This window comes from Amycolatopsis cihanbeyliensis (genome assembly GCF_006715045.1).
GTDB classification, from domain to species: Bacteria; Actinomycetota; Actinomycetes; order Mycobacteriales; family Pseudonocardiaceae; genus Amycolatopsis; species Amycolatopsis cihanbeyliensis.
This window is the reverse complement of record NZ_VFML01000001.1, coordinates 3,326,598-3,344,385: the sequence shown is the minus strand read 5'-3', so window position 1 is coordinate 3,344,385 and position 17,788 is coordinate 3,326,598. Positions and strand designations below refer to the sequence as shown.

The 17,788-nt window shown below is 74.2% G+C and carries 2 protein-coding genes; both read left to right on the top strand.

The window, feature by feature from the left end; translation table 11 throughout:
• The first annotated feature begins 20 nt into the window (after positions 1-20).
• Positions 21-13,199, top strand: coding sequence for an SDR family NAD(P)-dependent oxidoreductase (locus tag FB471_RS14715; RefSeq protein ID WP_141998764.1), 13,179 nt, complete (start codon positions 21-23; stop codon positions 13,197-13,199).
• The gene (locus FB471_RS14710; RefSeq protein ID WP_141998762.1) at positions 13,196-17,782 is read left to right on the top strand and encodes a non-ribosomal peptide synthetase; all 4,587 of its coding nucleotides are present in this window, start codon (positions 13,196-13,198) and stop codon (positions 17,780-17,782) included. The genes FB471_RS14715 and FB471_RS14710 overlap by 4 nt, the downstream gene beginning before the upstream one ends.
• Positions 17,783-17,788: the final 6 nt, after the last annotated feature.

Sequence of the window (17,788 nt, the reverse complement as noted above, 5' to 3'; positions counted from 1 at the left end):
CATCGGAGTTTGGAGTGTTCATGCAGTCGCGCCAGGCGATCCGCTGCCGGGTGACCCTCGACAGCGACAACCCGATCGTCGCCGACCATCGGGTGCACGGCGTGCGCAGCCTGCCCGGTGTGACCTTCCTCGACCTCATCCACCGCGCGCTGGACGCGCGGGGCTTCCCGCCGGGGCGCGCCGAGCTGCGCAACGTGCTGTTCGTCGAGCCGGTGGTCACCACCGAGGAGTTCGGCCGCGAGATCCTGCTGGAACTACTGCCCGAGGGCACGGGCTACCGGGTGCTGGCCACCAGCCGCAGGATCCGGGACGGCGCGGCGGAGGAGCACGTCACCCGCCACCTGGAAGCCGACCTGCACCTGGGTGAGCTGCCGCGGGCCGTGGCCCCGCCGGTGGCGGGATTGCCGCCGGCCACCGAGCAGGTGGACGTGCAGCGGGTCTACCAGCTCGGTCGCGCGGTGGGCGTGCGGCACGAGGAGTTCATGCGCTGCACCGGCACCATCCACGTGTACCCGGAGGGGCTGCTGGCCGAGATCGAGCTCAGCGCGCAGGGCAGGGCGGACGTGGCGGAGTTCCTGCTGCACCCGGCGCTGCTCGACTCCGCAACCATGCAGAGCTACCTGCTCGCCTTCGCCCCGGGCGGGGAGCAGGACGACCGCCCGCTCATCCCCATCCACATCGAGTCCTTCCGGGCCTACGGCGGCCTCGGCGACGCCTGCCTGGTCTGGCTGCGCCCCTGCGGTGCCGTCACACCGGATGCCGACGTGCTGTTCGTCGACATCGACCTGCTGGACCGGCAGCACCGGCCGCTGGCCAGGTTCGGCAAGCTGGCGTTCAAGCGGGTGCGCTCCGAGGCACTGTTCACCCGGCTGACCGAGGAGCACGCCGCGCCGGTCGAGGTGGAGCGGGCGCCGGAACCGGTGGCCCCGGCGCCCGGCGCCGACCTGCGCGCCGAGATCACCGAGGCCGTCCGCAAGGTGCTCGGTGACCCGGGGGCACCGGTCGATGGCGACCGGGGTTTCTACGAGCTCGGCCTGGAGTCCATGCACCTGCTGCAGCTGGTGCGGGAGCTGGAGCAGCGCTTCTCGGTGCGGCTCTACCCCACGCTGCTGTTCGAGTACAGCACGGTGGACGCCGTCGCCGGTCATCTGGAAACCCTCGTCGACCGGTCCACCGTGCCCACCGTGCCCGCCGTGCCCGCCGCGGCCACCCGCGAGGTCGAGCCGGAGCCGAGGACCGTCCGCCTCGCGGGCCGCTGGCAGCCCGCCCAATCCGCCAACGTTCCACAGTGGACCGGACGGCTGCTGGTCCTCGGCGCGTCCGAGCCGCCGGGGCTCACCGACGAGGACCTGTTCGCCCGCCCCGGCCCGGAGTTCCGGTGCACCGGCCCCGGCCGGTACGAGCTGCGCGCCGGGGTGGCCGCGGACCACCGGCGGCTGTTCGCCGAGCTGGACAGGGCAGGCACGCCGCCGGAGGCCGTGGTGCATCTCGGGTGCGCCGAGCAGGGTGCGCGGGCGGTGGAGGACGCCGCCGGCGAGCTCCTGCTGCTGGCCCGGCAGCTCGCCGAGCGCACCGGGCAGCGGGTGCCCCTGCTGCACGCCTCCCCGCCCGAGCTCGCCGAGACACTGCCCGGCCTGGCCAGGACCGTCACCCTCGAACATCCGCGGATCCCGGCAACCGTGCTCGAATCGGCCGAGGTCCCGCCGGTCGAGGTGCTCCGCGCGGAGCTCGCCCGCGAGGAGACCTGGGTGCGCCGCGCGGGCGGCCGACGCTGGGTGCGCCGGTACGCCGAGGCGAGCGACGAGCAGGCGGGACGGCCGGGGCCACGGGCCGGTGGGGTGTACCTGATCAGCGGCGGGACCGGCGCGCTCGGTCTGGCCTTCGCCGGTTTTCTCACCCGCACGGTCGGTGCCAGGGTCGTGCTGTTCGGCCGCTCCGAACCGGACGCCGCCACCGAGCAGCGGCTGCGCGAGCTCGGCCAGGTGCGGTTCGTCCGCGCCGATGTGACCGATCCCGCCGACGCCCGCCGGGTGGTCGCCGAGGCGAGGCAGCATTTCGGGCCGGTCGACGGAGTCATCCACGCCGCGGGCACGCTGGCCGACTCGCTGCTGGCCGGCAAGGACCTCGACGAGCTGCACCGGGTGCTGGCGCCGAAGGTGCGCGGCACGATCAACCTGGACGAGGCGACCCGATCCGAGCCGCTGGACTTCTTCGCGCTGTTCTCCTCGGTCACCGGCACCATCGGCAATATCGGCCAGGCCGACTACGCGGTGGCGAACGCCTTCCTCGCCGGGTACGCCGCGCGCAGGGAGCGGTTCCTCGCCGTGGGCTGGCCGCTGTGGCTGGACGGCGGGATGAGCGCGGACGAGACCGCGCTGGCCAGGTTCCGGGAGCAGGGCCAGCTGCCGCTGCCCGAGGCCGCCGGGATCGAGGCGTTCCGCGCCGCGCTGGCCGGGCCGGAGCGGGACGTGCTGGTGTTCCACGGTGACCCCGAGCGGATCCGGAGCTCCTACGACCTGCGCCCGGTCACCGAATCGGTCACCGAACCGGTGTCCGCCGAACCGGTCACCGGGCCGCGGCCGGTGTCCGAGGAGGACATCGCGATCATCGGCCTGGCCGGCCGCTACCCGATGGCCGAGGACCTGGACCAGCTGTGGGCGAACCTGCTCGCCGGGCGCGACGCGGTCACCGAGGTCCCGGCCGAGCGCTGGTCCCAGCGGGACTTCTACGCCGCCGAGCGGAACACCCCTGGACGGTCGCACAGCAAGTGGGGCGGCTTCCTCGCCGACGCCGACCGGTTCGACCCGCGGTTCTTCCAGATCACCCCGCGCGAGGCCGAGGCGATGGACCCGCAGGAGCGACTGTTCCTCGAGGCCGTCTGGCACACCCTCGAGGACGCCGGGTACCCGGCCACGCGGCTGGCCGGGTCGGCGACCGGGGTGTTCGCCGGGGTGATGTTCAACCAGTACCAGCTGCTCGGCCTGGCCGCGCCGGAGCAACTGCCGGTGCTGCCGACCTCGTTCTCCTCCTCGGTGGCCAACCGGGTGTCCTACTTCCTCGACCTGCACGGGCCCAGCCTCGGGCTGGACACCATGTGCTCCTCCTCGCTGACCGCCATCCACCTCGCCTGCCAGAGCCTGCGCAGCGGCGACTGCGAGCTGGCCTTCGCCGGCGGGGTGAACGTCTCCGTGCACCCCTACAAGTACCTGTACCTCAGCCAGGCCGGTTTCACCTCCAGCGACGGCCGGTGCCGCAGCTTCGGCGAGGGCGGGGACGGCTACGTGCCCGGCGAGGGCGTGGGTTCGGTGCTGCTCAAACCGCTGAGCAGGGCGCTGGCCGACGGGGACCGCGTGCATGCCGTGATCAGGGGCAGCGCGGTCAACCACGGCGGCCGCGCGGGCGGTTACACCGTGCCCAACCCCACCGCGCAGGCCGAGGTGCTGGACGCGGCGCTGGCGTCCTCCGGGGTGGATCCGGACACCATCTCCTACATCGAGGCACACGGCACCGGAACCTCGCTGGGCGACCCGATCGAGCTGGCCGCCCTCGGCAAGGTCTTCGGCACCGGAATCCCCCGGCCGATCGGCTCGATCAAGTCGAACATCGGCCACCTCGAGCCGGCCGCGGGTATCGCCGGGCTGACCAAGGTGCTGCTGCAACTGCGGCACCGGACCCTGGTGCCCTCGCTGCACGCGGACCCGCCCAACCCGGCCGTGGACTGGGCGGCCACCCCGCTGCGGGTACAGCGCACCGTCGAGCCCTGGGCGGCGGACGGGGTGCGCAGGGCCGGGGTGAGCGCCTTCGGTGCCGGCGGGGCGAACGGCCACCTGGTGCTCGAGGAGTTCGTCCCGCCCGCCAGGGAGGAACCCACCCCGGCGGGGCCGCAGCTGGTGCTGCTGTCCGCGCGTACCGAGGAGAACCTGCGCGGGCTCGCCGGCCGGTACGCCGAGTTCCTCGCGCCGGCCACCGGCGGCGAGCGGGATGTCACCGGGGACCTGCTCGCCATCGGCGCCGAGCTCTTCGGGCCCGCGGTGACCACGGTGGGCCCCGACGCGGCACTCGCCGAGTGGGGTGTGGACACCGCCGACCTGCTGCGTTTCGAGCAACGGATCGGCGAGCGGTTCGGGGAGCTGCCACCGCGGCCGGGCCTGGACTCCACGGTCGCCGATCTCGCCGCGGCCGTCTCCCCGTCGTCCACTGTGGAGCGATCCGGTCCGGAGCTGGCAGATATCGCCTACACCACGCAGGTCGGCCGGGACTCCTTCGCGGAGCGGCTCGCGCTGGTGGTCACCAGCACCGACGAGCTGCGCGAGCGGTTGCGCGGTTTCGCCGGGGGCGGCGAGGTCGCCCACCGGGGCACGGTCACGCGGGGGGCGGAGGCGCCCGACCCCGAGCGGGCGCTGGCCGAGCGCGACCTGGACGAGCTGGCCAGGCTCTGGACGGCCGGTGCCGCACCGGACTGGCACCGGCTGCACCGGGGCTCCCCGGTGCGGCGGGTGGGGCTGCCGCTGTACCCGTTCACCCGGCTGCGCTGCTGGGTGTCCACACCGGACACCCAGGCCCCGGCCGGGCCGCGGCCGGAGGAGCAGGACACGGATTTCCTGCACATCCCCGGCTGGCAGGCGACCGAGCCCCCGGCAGGCACCCGGGACGACGCGCCGGTGCTGGTGCTGCACACCCCAGCGAACCGGTGGCTCGCCGAGGAACTGGCCGCGCGGCTGCCCGGTGCCCGGCTCGCCGACCTCGGTGACGAACCCGCGAACCCGCCGCCGCGCACCGTCTACTTCCTCGGCGGGGTACTGGACGGGACAGCGGCACTGGACGAGGCCGAGCCGGCCGGGGTGCTCGCCCTCGCGCGCTGGGCGCGGTACCTCACCGCGGAGCGCGGCCTGAGTTGGAAGGTCGTGCTCGCCGGTGGCAACCCGTACACCGGCGGTCTCGCCGGGTTCGCGCGGGTGCTGGAGCGTGAGTGTCCTACCTGGACGGTCGCGGTGCACGAGCTGGACGACCCGCGGGCGCGGCTGGACGCGCTGCTGGCCGAGCCCGCCGCCCGCGGCGCCCGGATCAGGCACACCGCCGAGGGCCGGTACCGGCAGGTGCTGCGACCGGCGCCACCGGCCGCGGGCGAGCAGGCCCCGATCCGCGGCGGCGGGGTCTACGTCATCGCGGGCGGTTCCGGGGGAATCGGCCTGGAAATGGCCAGGTTCCTCGCCCGTGACCACCGGGCAAGGGTGGTGCTGCTCGGCCGCAGGGAACCGGACGCCGAGCTGCGCGGGCGGATCGCCGAGGCCGACCCGGACGGCGGGCTGATCGAGTACCTGCGGGCCGACGCGAGCGACCAGGAGGCGCTGCGGGCGGCGCGGCAGCGGATCCGGGACCGGCACGGCCCGGTCAACGGCGTCATCCATGCCGCGCTGGTGCGCCAGGAACGCCTGGTGCGCAACCTGGACGAACCGGCGCTGCGGGCGAGCCTCGCGGCCAAGTCCGGGGTCGCCGTCGCGCTGGCCGAGGTGTTCGGCGGGCCGGAGCTGGACTTCCTGCTGCTGTTCTCCTCCGCCCAGTCCTTCCTCGGGGACGCCGGGCTGGCCGGTTACGCCGCCGGGTCCACCTTCCTCGACGGCTACGCCGCCGCGCTGGCGAACCGGCTGCCCTGCCGGGTACGGGTGATCAACTGGGGGTACTGGGGCACCGTCGGTTCGGTCGCGGACGAGTCCAGCCGGCAGCAGCTCACCAGGGAGGGCTTCCGCTCCATCTCGCCCGAGCTGGGCAGGCGGGTGGTGCTGCGGGCGCTGTCCGGCGACGCCGTGCAGCTCGTGGCGGTGCCCGCCGAGGAACCGCTGCGGCGCAGGCTCGGCACCGCGCGGGAGGAGCAGGACGCGCTGCTCACCAGGCCACTGGCCGAGGCCGAGGCGGCGGCGATCGACGGCTTCCACGCGCTGGATGCCGAGCTGGCCGGTGCCGCGAGCGACTGGCTGCTGCGCATCCTGGACGAGCTGGGTGCCTGGCGGGGCACCGCGGGAGAAGAGGTGTCCGAACAGGACATCGCAGGCCGGGTCGGGCTGACCGCCCGGTACACCGGGCTGCTCGGCAAGATCCTGCGCCTGCTCACCGGGGCCGGGCTGCTCCGCGCGGGCGAGCACGGTTACGCACCGCTGCCGGAACCGTTGCGGCGGGCCCGCTCCGGCGACCAGCAGGCCGAGCTGGACGCGCTGGAGCGGCGGCATCCGGAATTCGCGGTGTTCGTCCGGTTGCTCGCGCTGTGCCTTTCCCACTACCCGGAACTGCTGCGCGGCGAGCTGCTGGCCACCGACCTGCTGTTCCCCAGCTCCGGTACCTCGCTGATGGAGGCGGTGTACAAGGGCAACGCGATCAGCGATGTCTACAACGACATCCTGAACGACACCGTGCTCGGCTACGTCGAGGGCAGGCTGCCCGGCCTCGCGGCGGGGGAGAAGATCCGCATCCTGGAGGTCGGTTCCGGCACCGGCGGCACCACCGCGGGCCTGCTGCGGACGCTGGCCCGGCACGGCGCGCACCTGGAGTACCACTACACCGACCTCTCGGTCACCTTCCTCGAGCACGGCAAGCGGGAGTTCGGGCGGCACTACGACTTCCTGCGCTTCACCCGGCTGGACGCGGACCGCGACCTCGCCGCGCAGGGTCTCCCTCCCGGCGGCTTCGACCTGGTGATCGGCGCCAACGTGGTGCACGCGACCCCGAACCTGGCCCGCACGCTGGGCAACCTGCGCGCCGCGCTGCGGCCGGACGGCTGGCTGGTGCTCAACGAGCTGACCACGGTGACCGTGCAGGCCACCGTCAGCTACGGCCTTTTCGACGGCTGGTGGGCGCACGACGACGGGCAGCGGCGGCTGCCGGGTTCCCCGCTGCTGGACGCCGAGGGGTGGCGTGAGCACCTCACCGGGGCCGGGTACCCGGAGGTCACCGCCCTGCCTGCGGCCGCGGAGTCCACCCGGAACTTCCAGCACGTGATCGTGGCCCGTGGCGGCGCCGCACCGGCCACCGGCGCGGCGTCTCCCGCGGCGAAGCGGGAGGCGCCCACCGGTGCCTTCGCCCGCGACCTGCTGGCGCTCACCTCGGAGGTCTCCGGCATCCCGGTCGCCGACCTCGACCCGGAGCAGGATCTCGGCGACGTCGGGTTCGACTCGGTCAGCTACACCCTGCTGGCCCAGCGCCTGAACGAGCGCTTCGCGTTCGACGTCACCCCGACGCTGTTCTACGAGACCCCGAACCTGCGCGCGCTCACCGAGCGGCTCGGCACCGAGTACGCGCAGGCCCTGCACGGCCGGTATGCCGAGGAACCGGTGGATCCGGCACCCGTACCGGCCACCACCGGCCCGGCGCCGGAACCGGCCACTGTGGACGAACCGCTTGCGGTCGTCGGCATGGCGGGGACGCTGCCGGGCAGCACCGACCTCGAGGACTTCTGGCGCCGCCTGGTCGAGGGCGAGGACCTGATCAGCGAGCTGCCCGCCGACCGCTGGGACTGGCGTACCGGTTACGCGGAGGTCGGCGCGGACGGCCCGGTGCACGGCCGATGGGGCGGGTTCATCGAAGGGGTCGCGGAGTTCGACCCGCTGTTCTTCGGGATCTCGCCGGGGGAAGCCGAGCAGATGGATCCCCAGCAGCGGCTCTTCCTGCAGGCCACCTGGACCGCGCTGGAGAACGCCGGGATCGCACCCGGTGGGCTCGCCGGCAGCGACACCGGCGTGTTCGTGGGCGTGGGTTCCAATGACTACCAGGAGCTCCAGCAGGCGGCCGGGACGGTGGCCGACTCCTTCACCGTCACCGCGAACTCGCACGCCATCCTGCCCAACCGGATCTCCTACCTGCTGGACCTGCACGGCCCGAGCGAGCCGGTGAACACCGGCTGCTCGGCCTCGCTGGTCGCCGTGCACCGCGCGGCCGAGTCGATCCGGCACGGGGAGTGCGACCTCGCCGTCGCGGGCGGGATCAACCTGATCCTGTCCCCGCGCAACCACGTGCTGCTCAGCCGGACCGGCATGCTCAGCCAGGACGGGCGGTGCCGGACCTTCGACGCCGCGGCCGACGGCTTCGTGCGCGGCGAGGGCGCCGGCGCGGTGGTGCTGATGACCAAACGCCGGGCCGAGGCCGGGGGTCACCGGGTGCTGGCCTGGCTGCGGTCCAGCGCGGTGAACCACGGCGGCCGGGCCCGCTCGCTGACCGCGCCGAACCCGGCCAGCCAGGCGAAGCTGCTGGTGGACGCCTACCGCAAGGCCGAGGTGGACCCGGCGACGGTGAGCTACGTGCAGTGCCACGGCACCGGGACCGAACTCGGCGACCCGGTGGAGGTCGGCGCGCTCACCTCGGCCTTCCGGGAGCTGTCCCCCGCGCTGGCCGGGCCGGAGGCACCCGAGCCGCACTGTGCCCTCGGCGCGGTGAAGACCGCGATCGGTCACCTCGAGTCGGCGGCCGGGATCGCCGGGATGCTGACCGTGCTACTGGCGCTGCGGCACGGCGAGCTGCCGGGCACCCCGCACCTTGAGCGGCCCAACCCGTACCTGCGGCTGGCGGGCGGCCCGTTCCACCTCCTGGACCGGGCGCGGCCCTGGCGGCCGGTGCCCGACGAGCACGGCGCCCCGCTGCCGCGCAGGGCCGGGGTGAGCTCCTTCGGCTTCGGCGGGGTGAACGCGCATGTCGTGCTGGAAGAGGTCGCGCGGGCAGCGGCCCCGCCCGCGCGACCGGGGCCGTTCGTGTTCCCGCTGTCCGCGCGGACCGGGCAGGCCCTGCACCGCTACGCCGCCGCGCTGGAGTCCTTCCTCGAGGGGAGCGAGCACGAGCTCGCCGATATCGCGCACACCCTCCAGGCCGGCCGGGACGCGATGGAACACCGGCTGGCCGTGGTGGCGGGCACGCGCGCCGAGCTCAGCACGGCGCTGACCCGGTTCCGGCAGGGCCAGGACGGGCCGGGGCTGCACCCCGGCCAGGACGGCGACCACGCCGCCACCGCCGGACCGGAGGAGCTCGCCGCCCGGTGGGCCGCCGGTGCCGAGGTCGAGTGGCCGCCGGTGCCCGGTGCCTCCCTGGTGCCGCTGCCGACCTACCCGTTCGAGCGGCGCCGGTGCTGGCAATCGGAGCTGGAGCGGAGCGCCCCCGAACCCGAGCCCGCACCCGAACTCCAGGCCGCAGCCGAACCGGAACCCGCGGGGCTGTACCTGCCCGGCTGGGTACCGGTGCCGCGCCCGGAGCCCGCCCCCGGCGACGGGCCGGTCTGGGTGGTGCACGGCGCGGACTCCGCGCCGCTCGCCGAGGCGCTGGCCGCGGCCCTCGCGCCCCGGCCGGTGCGGCTGGTCACCGGCAAGGACGCGCTCGAGGCGCTGCCGGAGCCGGAGTCGGTGTACGTGCTCACCGGGGTGGGCGCGCCGCGGCGGCCCGCGGTAGGCGACCATCTCGCCACGCTGGCCGAGCAGGAGAGCGCGGGCCTGCTGCCGCTGTACCGGGTGGCGCGGCACCTGCTGTCCCGCCCCGGCCTGCGGCGGCTCACGCTCACCGTGGTCACCGCGCGGGCCTGCGCGGTGGGTGACTCCGCGGTGGGCAACCCCGCGGCCGCGCAACTGCTCGGGTTCGCGAGGTCCCTGCGCCGCGAAAGTCCGTTGTGGACGGTATCGGCGGTGGACCTGGACTCCGCGGACCCCGCGGAAGCGGCCGCGGTGCCGCCGGCCGCGGGCAGCGGGGACGAGCTGGCCCACCGCGGCGGAACCTGGTACCGGCGGGCACTGGAGCCGTGGACGGCGCGGCCGGGTGCGGTGCCGCTGCGCACCGGCGGCAGCTACCTGATCGTCGGCGGCGCGGGCTCGATCGGCCTGGACGTGGCCGAGCACCTGGTGCGGCGGTACCGGGCGCGGGTGGCGCTGCTCGGCCGCGGCGAGCTGGACCGGCCGCGGCGGGACCGCATCGCCCGGTTCGACCCGGACGGCGAGCGGGTGCTCTACCTGCGCGCCGACGCCGCCGACCCGGCACAGCTGCGCACCGCGACCGCGACCGTGACCGAGCGGTTCGGCCCGGTGGCCGGGGTGATCCACGCCGCGACCGTGCTCGCGGACGGGGCGCTGACCGGGCTGGCCGAGGCCGAACTGCGCAGCGGCCTGGAGTCCAAGACCAGGACCAGCGCGGCGCTGGTCGATGTCTTCGGCGAGCAGCCGCTGGACTTCCTGCTGTTCTTCTCCTCGGTGCAGTCCTTCCTCGGCAACCCCGGGCAGAGCGCCTACGCCGCGGCCTGCGCCTTCCAGGACGCCTACGCGCACGGCCTGAACGCGCGGCTGCCGTACCCGGTGCGGGTCATCGACTGGGGCGCCTGGGCCGGCAGCGACCTGGCGCACCGGCACGCGGATCGGCTGACCGCGGCCGGGGTGCTGCCCATCCCGCCCGCGCGGGGGCTGGCCGCGCTGGAAGCAGTACTCGCCAACCCGGAGGTGCAGGTGGCCGTCGTGTCGGGTGAACCGGACTTTCTCAACGAGCTCGGGGTGCGGCCCCGACCCGAACCACCTGCCCCCGCGGAGGGTGAGCGGTGGCGAGCGGACCTGCGCGCCGAACTGCTCACCCTCGTCCGCCGGGTGGCCAAAGTGGACGAACACGAGCTGGGTGCGGACACCGAGCTGCGCCGGTTCGGCTTCGACTCGATCGCCTACACGCAGCTGTGCCAGCTGTGCAACGAGGAGTTCGACCTCGACCTGACCCCCGCGTCCTTCTACGGCGTGGCCACCACCACCGAGCTGGCCGACAAGCTGGCCGGGGCGCACGGCGAGCGGCTGCGGTCGCGCTACCCCGGGCAGGAGCCCCACCCGCCCGAGGAGCCGGCCGCCCCGCAACCGCGGCCCGCCGCCCGCACCGAGCAACCCGGCAGGGAACCGGACGCCGACGGGGTGGCGATCGTGGGCATGGCCGGGATGCTGCCGCAGTCGGACGACCTGGACGAGTTCTGGAGCCACCTGGCGCGCGGGGCGGACCTGATCACCGAGATCCCTGCGGACCGCTGGGACTGGCGGCGGATCTACGGCGACCCCGAGCCGGGCGAGTTCAAGACCAGGGCCAAGTGGGGCGGTTTCCTGCGCAGGGTGGACCAGTTCGACCCGTTGTTCTTCGGGATATCCCCGAAGGAGGCCGAGGCGATGGACCCGCAGCACCGGCTGTTCCTGGAAGCGGCCTGGTCCTGCGCCGAGGACGCCGCTATCCGGCCCTCCGCGCTGGCGGGCACGGACACCGGGGTGTTCGCCGGCTGCGGCACCTACGACTACTTCGAGGTGCAGCACGCCTTCGGGGTGGAGCTGGACGGCTACAACACGGTCGGCAGGGCGCACTCCATCCTGTCCAACCGGCTGTCCTACCTGCTGGACCTGCACGGGCCGAGCGAGACCATCGACACCGCGTGCTCCTCCTCCCTGGTGGCCCTGCACCGGGCCGCCGAGGCCATCCGGCACGGCGACTGCGAGCTGGCCTTCGCCGGAGGGGTGAACGTGATCGCCTCACCCACCCTGTTCGTGGACATGAGCCAGGCCGAGTTCCTCAGCCCGGACGGCCGCTGCAAGACCTTCGACGCCGGTGCCGACGGGATCGTCCGCGCCGAGGGGGTGGGTGTGGTGCTGCTGAAACGGCTGCCGGCCGCGCTGGCCGACGGGGACGTGATCCACGGGATCCTCCGGGGCAGCGCGGTCAACCACGGCGGCCGGACGAACTCGCTCACCGCCCCGAATCCCGAGGCGCAGGCCGCCGTGGTGGCCAAGGCGCACCGCAGGGCCGGGGTGGACCCGCGCACGATCGGCTACATCGAGACGCACGGAACCGGCACCTCGCTCGGCGATCCGGTGGAGATCGAGGGGCTGAAGTCGGCCTTCGCCACCCTGGCCGCCGAGCACGGTCTCGCCGAGTCCGACCGGCCCGCCGGGCACTGCGCCCTCGGCGCGGTGAAGAGCAACCTCGGCCACCTCGAGGCAGGCGCCGGGGTCACCGGCCTGCTCAAGGTGCTGCTGGCGATGCGGCACGGGATGCTGCCGGCCAACGTGCACATCGAGCGGGTCAACCCCTACATCCGGCTGGAGGCCGGCCCGTTCCGCATCCTCACCGAGGCGCAGGCATGGCACCGCACCCTCGCCGAGGACGGCTCCGCGGTGCCGCGCCGGGCCGGGGTGAGTTCCTTCGGCCTCGGCGGGGTGAACGCGCACGCGGTCGTCGAGGAGTTCCCGCCGGCGGAAACCGCGCGGGCGCAGGCCGGGCGGCACCGGTTGTTCGTGCTGTCCGCGCGGGACGCCGACCGGCTGCGGGCCTACGCCGACCGGTTCACCGGCTGGCTGTCCGCGGCGCACCGGCAGCCCGCGCTGGACGCGCTCACCTACACCCTGCAGACCGGCCGCGAGCCGATGAGCCACCGGCTCGCCGTCGTGGCGGCCGACCTCGGCGAGCTGAGCCGCAAGCTGACCGCCTGGCTGAACCAGGAGTCCGGTGTGGATGGTGTCTTTCACGGGAGTACCGGCGAGCCGGACGCCGGGTTGGACAACCTGCTGGACGGCCCGGAGGGCGCCGAGTACCTGCGGTCCGTCGCCGGGGCTGGCAGGCTGGACAAGCTCGCCAGGCTGTGGACCCGCGGGGCCGAGGTGGACTGGTCCCTGCTGTGGCCGGGCGGGCCACCGCGCCGGATCCCGCTGCCGACCTTCCCCTTCGCCAGGGAGAGCTACTGGCTGCGGCCGGGGCCGCAGTTCACCGCCGTGGCCCCGGAACCACCGGCGCCCGCAGCGGAACCGGAGGTCGCTCCGGCGGCGGGAACCACTGCGCTGGAGACCCCGGCGGCGCCCCCGGTCGAGCTGGAGCGGCGGGTGGCGGAACTGCTGGCCAACCATCTCGGGGTGCGAGCGGACCAGCTCCGGCTGGACCGCAACCTCGCCGAGCTCGGGGTGGACTCGCTCGGGCTGCGCAGGCTGAGCCGCGCGCTGTCCGCCGAGCTCGGCGTGGACATCCCGGTGCGGTTCTTCGCCGCGGGGCAGTCCATCCACGAGCTCACCGCCAAGCTGCGGGAGCGGTACCCGGACGCCACCGCGGGCGGCACCACCGCGCGGGCCGAACCCGCACCACCGCGGGACTCGGTGGCGGGACTGCTGCGCGGCCTGCGGTCCGGGCAGCTCAGCGTGGACGCGGCACTGCGTGAACTGCGGGAGGGATCGGGCCGATGACGAACTCGTTGCGGGACCTGCTGGAAGGCGTGGCCGCGGGCGCGGTGACCGAGGAGGAGGCCGCGCCGCTGCTGCGGGAACTGCTCACCATGGCGGAGCAGGAACAGGAGCAGGAACCGGAGGAGCCGAAGGAGTACCCGCTCACCCGCGGGCAGGCCGCGCTGTGGGCCATCCACCAGAACGCCCCCGGCACCGTGTCCTACAACCTGCCGCTCGCCCTGCGGCTGCGGCCGGACGTGGACCTCACCCTGCTGGAGCGGGCGCTGGACACGGTGGTGCGCCGCTACCCGAGCCTGCGCGTCAACCTGCGGCTGGACCGGGAGGGGCCGGTGCAGGTGGTCGCCGAGCGCGGGCTCACCGTCACCGAACTGGACCTCACGGCGGTCGCCGAGCCGGAGCTGCCGGACCGGGTCCGGCAGCTCGTGCGCACCCCGTTCGACCTGGAGACCGAGCCGCTGTACCGGGCCTACTTCCTGCGCACGCCCGCGCAACCGGTGCTGCTGCTGGTGTTCCACCACCTGATCACCGACGGGGTGTCCAGCCACCTGCTGCTGCGGGACATCCTCGCCGCCTACGACGGCCTCACCGCGAGCGGCGCCGTCCCGCCGGCCGAGCCGGCGACACCGTACCGGGAGTTCGTGTACTGGCAACGGGAACTGCTCGCCGGGCCGGAGGCGGACCGGCACCGGGAGTTCTGGCTGCGCAAGCTGGAAGGGGCCGCGAGCGCCCCGGTGGTGGACGCGATCGCCGACCGCCGCCGGACCGGCCCGCCCAGCTATGCCGGGGAGAGCCTGCAACTGGACGTGGACGAGGCCACCCTGACCGCGGTGCGCACCCGGGCCGCGGAGCTGGGTCTGACCCCGTTCAGCATCGTGTTCGGCGCGTTCGTCCTGCTGCTGCACCGGCACAGCGGGCAGCGGGACATCAGCGTGCTGGTGCCGACCGACGGCCGCGCCGCGCACCGGTTCGACCGCACCGTCGGCTACCTGATCAACCCGGTGGTGCTGCGCACCGCCTGCCCGCGCGGGCAGACCTGCCGCGAGCTGTTCCAGGGCATCCACGAGGAACTGCTGGCGGCCGAGGACCACAGCGCCTACCCCTACGCCGCCGTGGTGGACGACCTGCGCCGGGCCAGCCGCACGGACACCGAGTTCACCATCGGCTTCTACCTGCAGCAGGGGGTCGGCAGGGACCTCGACATGGCGCGGGAACAGACCCTGTTCACCGAGGCCCTTCCGCTGACCCAGGAGGGCGAGGGCGACCTGGTCGTCGAGTTCGTGGTGCGGGACCGCCAGGCACTGATCCACTTCAAGTACGACCCCGAGCTGTTCGATCCCGGTACGGCGGCCCGGCTCGCCGAGCAGTACCGCGAGCTCGTCGCCGGGCTCACCGCCGTGGACCCGGACGCGGAGCCGGCTGCGATCGACCCGCACACCCCGGCCGAGCGCACGCTGCTGGAGCGGGTGAACGCCACCGATGCCGGCTACCCCGCCGGGGTCACCGCGGCGGACCTGGTGCTGGACCGGGCCGAGCGCACCCCGGACAAGACCGCGATCGTGGACGCCGAGTCCAGTGTGGACTATCGTGAACTGGCCAGGAGGGTGGAGCTGCTGGCCGGGTGGCTGCGGGCCGAGGGGCACACGCCGGGCTCGCTGATCGGGATCTCCGTGGACCGCAGGGCCGACCTGGTGGTCGCGCTGCTCGCGGTGCTGCGCGCGGGATGCGCCTACGTGCCGCTCGACCCGGAGTTCCCCGAGCAGCGGCGCGAGTTCATCCGTACCGACGCCGGAATCGGCACGGTGCTCACCCAGTCCACACTGGACCGGATCGACTGGGCGGCCCCGCCGCACCCGCTACCGGACGACCGGCACGGTGAGCTGGCCTACGTGCTCTACACCTCCGGCTCGACCGGTCGCCCCAAGGGTGTGCAGATCGGGCACGACAGCCTGGTGAACTTCCTGACCTCGATGGCGCGTGAGCCCGGCTGCACCGAGCGCGACCATATCCTCGCGCTCACCACGGTCGGGTTCGACATCGCCGCGCTGGAACTGCTGCTGCCGCTGACCCGCGGCGGCACCGTGGAGATCGTGCCCGCCTGGCTGGCGCGGGACGGGGTGGCGCTCGCCGGACACCTTGCCGCCTCCGCCGCCACCATCGTGCAGGCCACCCCCGCCACCTGGCGGATGCTGCTGGCCGCGGGCTGGGACCGGCCGCTGGCGGGCAAGATCCTCTGCGGTGGCGAGGCGTTGCCTGCCGAACTCGCCGAGCAACTGCTCAGCCGCTGCGCCGAGGTGTGGAACATGTACGGCCCGACCGAGACCACGATCTGGTCCTCGATCAGCAGGGTCCGTCCCGGCGCGCCGGTCACCGTCGGGACGCCGATCGCGAACACCACCTTCCACCTGCGGGACGAGCACGGCCACCCGGTGCCGTTCGGGGCCGCGGGCGAGCTGTGGATCGGCGGGGACGGGCTGGCCCGCGGCTACCTCGGGCGGCCGGAGCTCACCGCGGAGCGGTTCGTCACCGATCCGCGCTCCGGTGCGCGGATGTTCCGCACCGGGGACCTCGGGCGGTTCCGCCAGGACGGCAGCGTGGAGTTGCTCGGCAGGGCGGACCGGCAGGTGAAGCTGCGCGGTTACCGGATCGAGCCGGGCGAGGTGGAGTCCGCGCTGCGCCGCACCGGGCTGGTCGACGAGGCGCGGGTGTTGCTGCGCGAGGACTTCGCCGGGCACGAGGGCCTTGTCGGGTTCGTCACGGTCACCGAGCCGCGTCCGGACCTGGAGGCGTTGCTGCGGGAGCGGCTCGCCGAATGGTTGCCCGGGTACATGATCCCGGCCCGGCTGCTGCCGCTGGCGGCGTTCCCGCAGACCCCGAACGCCAAGATCGACCTGGCACCGCTGCGGGACCGGGCACTGGACGAGATCGTGGGCCGCTTCGGCATCGACCTAGCGCCCGAGCCCGCGCCCGCACCCGAACCGCCGGACCGCACGGACTCCCTCGGCGCGGGGCTGCGCGAGCTGGTCGCGGAGATCGCCGGGGCGGAGCCTGCCGAGCTGGCCGTGGACACCCCGCTCGGGGACTACGGCTTCGACTCGATCCGGTTCACCCGGCTCAGCGTGGGCCTGCGGGAACGGTTCGGCATCGAGGTGCCGCCGACGACCTTCTACGGGTACCCGACCCTGCGCGAGCTGACCGCGCACCTGGTGGGCAAACACGGCGCGGCCCGCACGACCCCGGCGGCGCCCGCACCGCCCGCCGCCGCGGGGTACCCGCCGGTGGCGATCATCGGCGTCGGCGGCAGCCTGCCCGACTCCGACACGCTCGAGGAGTTCTGGGCACACCTGGCCGCGGGCCGGGACCTGATCCGGCCGTACCCGCTGCAGCGCGGGTTCTCCCGGTCGCTGTTCGCCGAGCACGCCGCGGGCGCGCCGGACGCCTTCCCCGGCGCCTACCTGCGGGACGTGGAGGGTTTCGACGCCGGGTTGTTCCGCATCTCGCCGCGGGAAGCCGCGCAGATGGATCCGCAGCACCGGCTGCTGCTGCAGGCCGCGCACCAGGCGATGCAGGACGCGGGCTACCCGCCGGCGGAGCTGTCCGGTTCCCGTACCGGCGTGTTCGTCGGGCTCAGCGGCGCCGACTACTTCAGCCTGCTCGGTTACGAGCGGGAGGCCGACGACCACTTCCTGATCGGCAACGTGGCCTCGGTCGCCGCCAACCGGATCTCCTACCTGTTCGACTTCCACGGGCAGAGCGCCACCTACGACACCGCCTGTTCCAGCTCGCTGGTCGCCATTCACCGCGCCGCGCGGGCACTGCAGGCGGGCGACTGCGAGACGGCGCTGGCCGGTGGGGCGAACCTGCTGCTGTCCCCGTACGGCTTCGTCGGGTTGCAGCGCGCCGGGATGCTCAGCCCGGACGGCCGCTGCAAGACCTTCGACGAGCGGGCCGACGGGTACGGCCGCGGCGAGGGGGTCGCGCTGCTGCTGCTCAAGCGGCTGGACCGGGCGCGCGCCGACGGCGACCCGGTGCACGGCGTGCTCATCGGGTCGGCGGAGAACCACGACGGCCGCACCCAGTCGCTGACCGCGCCGAGCCCCCGGGCGCAGAGCGATGTGGTGGTGCGGGCGCACGAGGCGGCCGAGGTGTCCCCGGCCTCGATCGGCTACGTCGAGGCGCACGGCACCGGAACCCAGCTCGGCGACCCGATCGAGGTGGACGGGCTGAAGGAGGCGTTCGGCAGGCTGCTCGACCGCTGGAGCCTGCCCCCCGAGGCAGCCCGGATCGCGCTCGGCTCGGTGAAGAGCAACATCGGGCACCTCGAGGCCTCCGCCGGTGTCGCGGGTGTGCTCAAGGTGCTGCTGGCCATGCGGCACCGGACCCTGCCGGGGCTGGTGCACCTCGCCCAGCCCAACCCGATGATCGATCTGACCGGCACCCCGCTGGAGTTCCAGCAGAAGACGACCCCGTGGCAGCCCCGGCGGGACGGCACCGCGGCGGACTGGCCGCGGCGCGCCGGGGTCAGCTCGTTCGGCATGGGTGGCAGCAACGTGCACGTCGTGCTCGAGGAGGCATCCGCAGCGTGACAGGGA

What these genes read in the sequence shown, in the direction of transcription:
- FB471_RS14715 (WP_141998764.1), top strand. Translation starts at nt 21, where the DNA reads ATGCAGTCGCGCCAGGCGATCCGCTGCCGGGTGACCCTCGACAGCGAC.
- FB471_RS14710 (WP_141998762.1), top strand. Translation starts at nt 13,196, where the DNA reads ATGACGAACTCGTTGCGGGACCTGCTGGAAGGCGTGGCCGCGGGCGCG.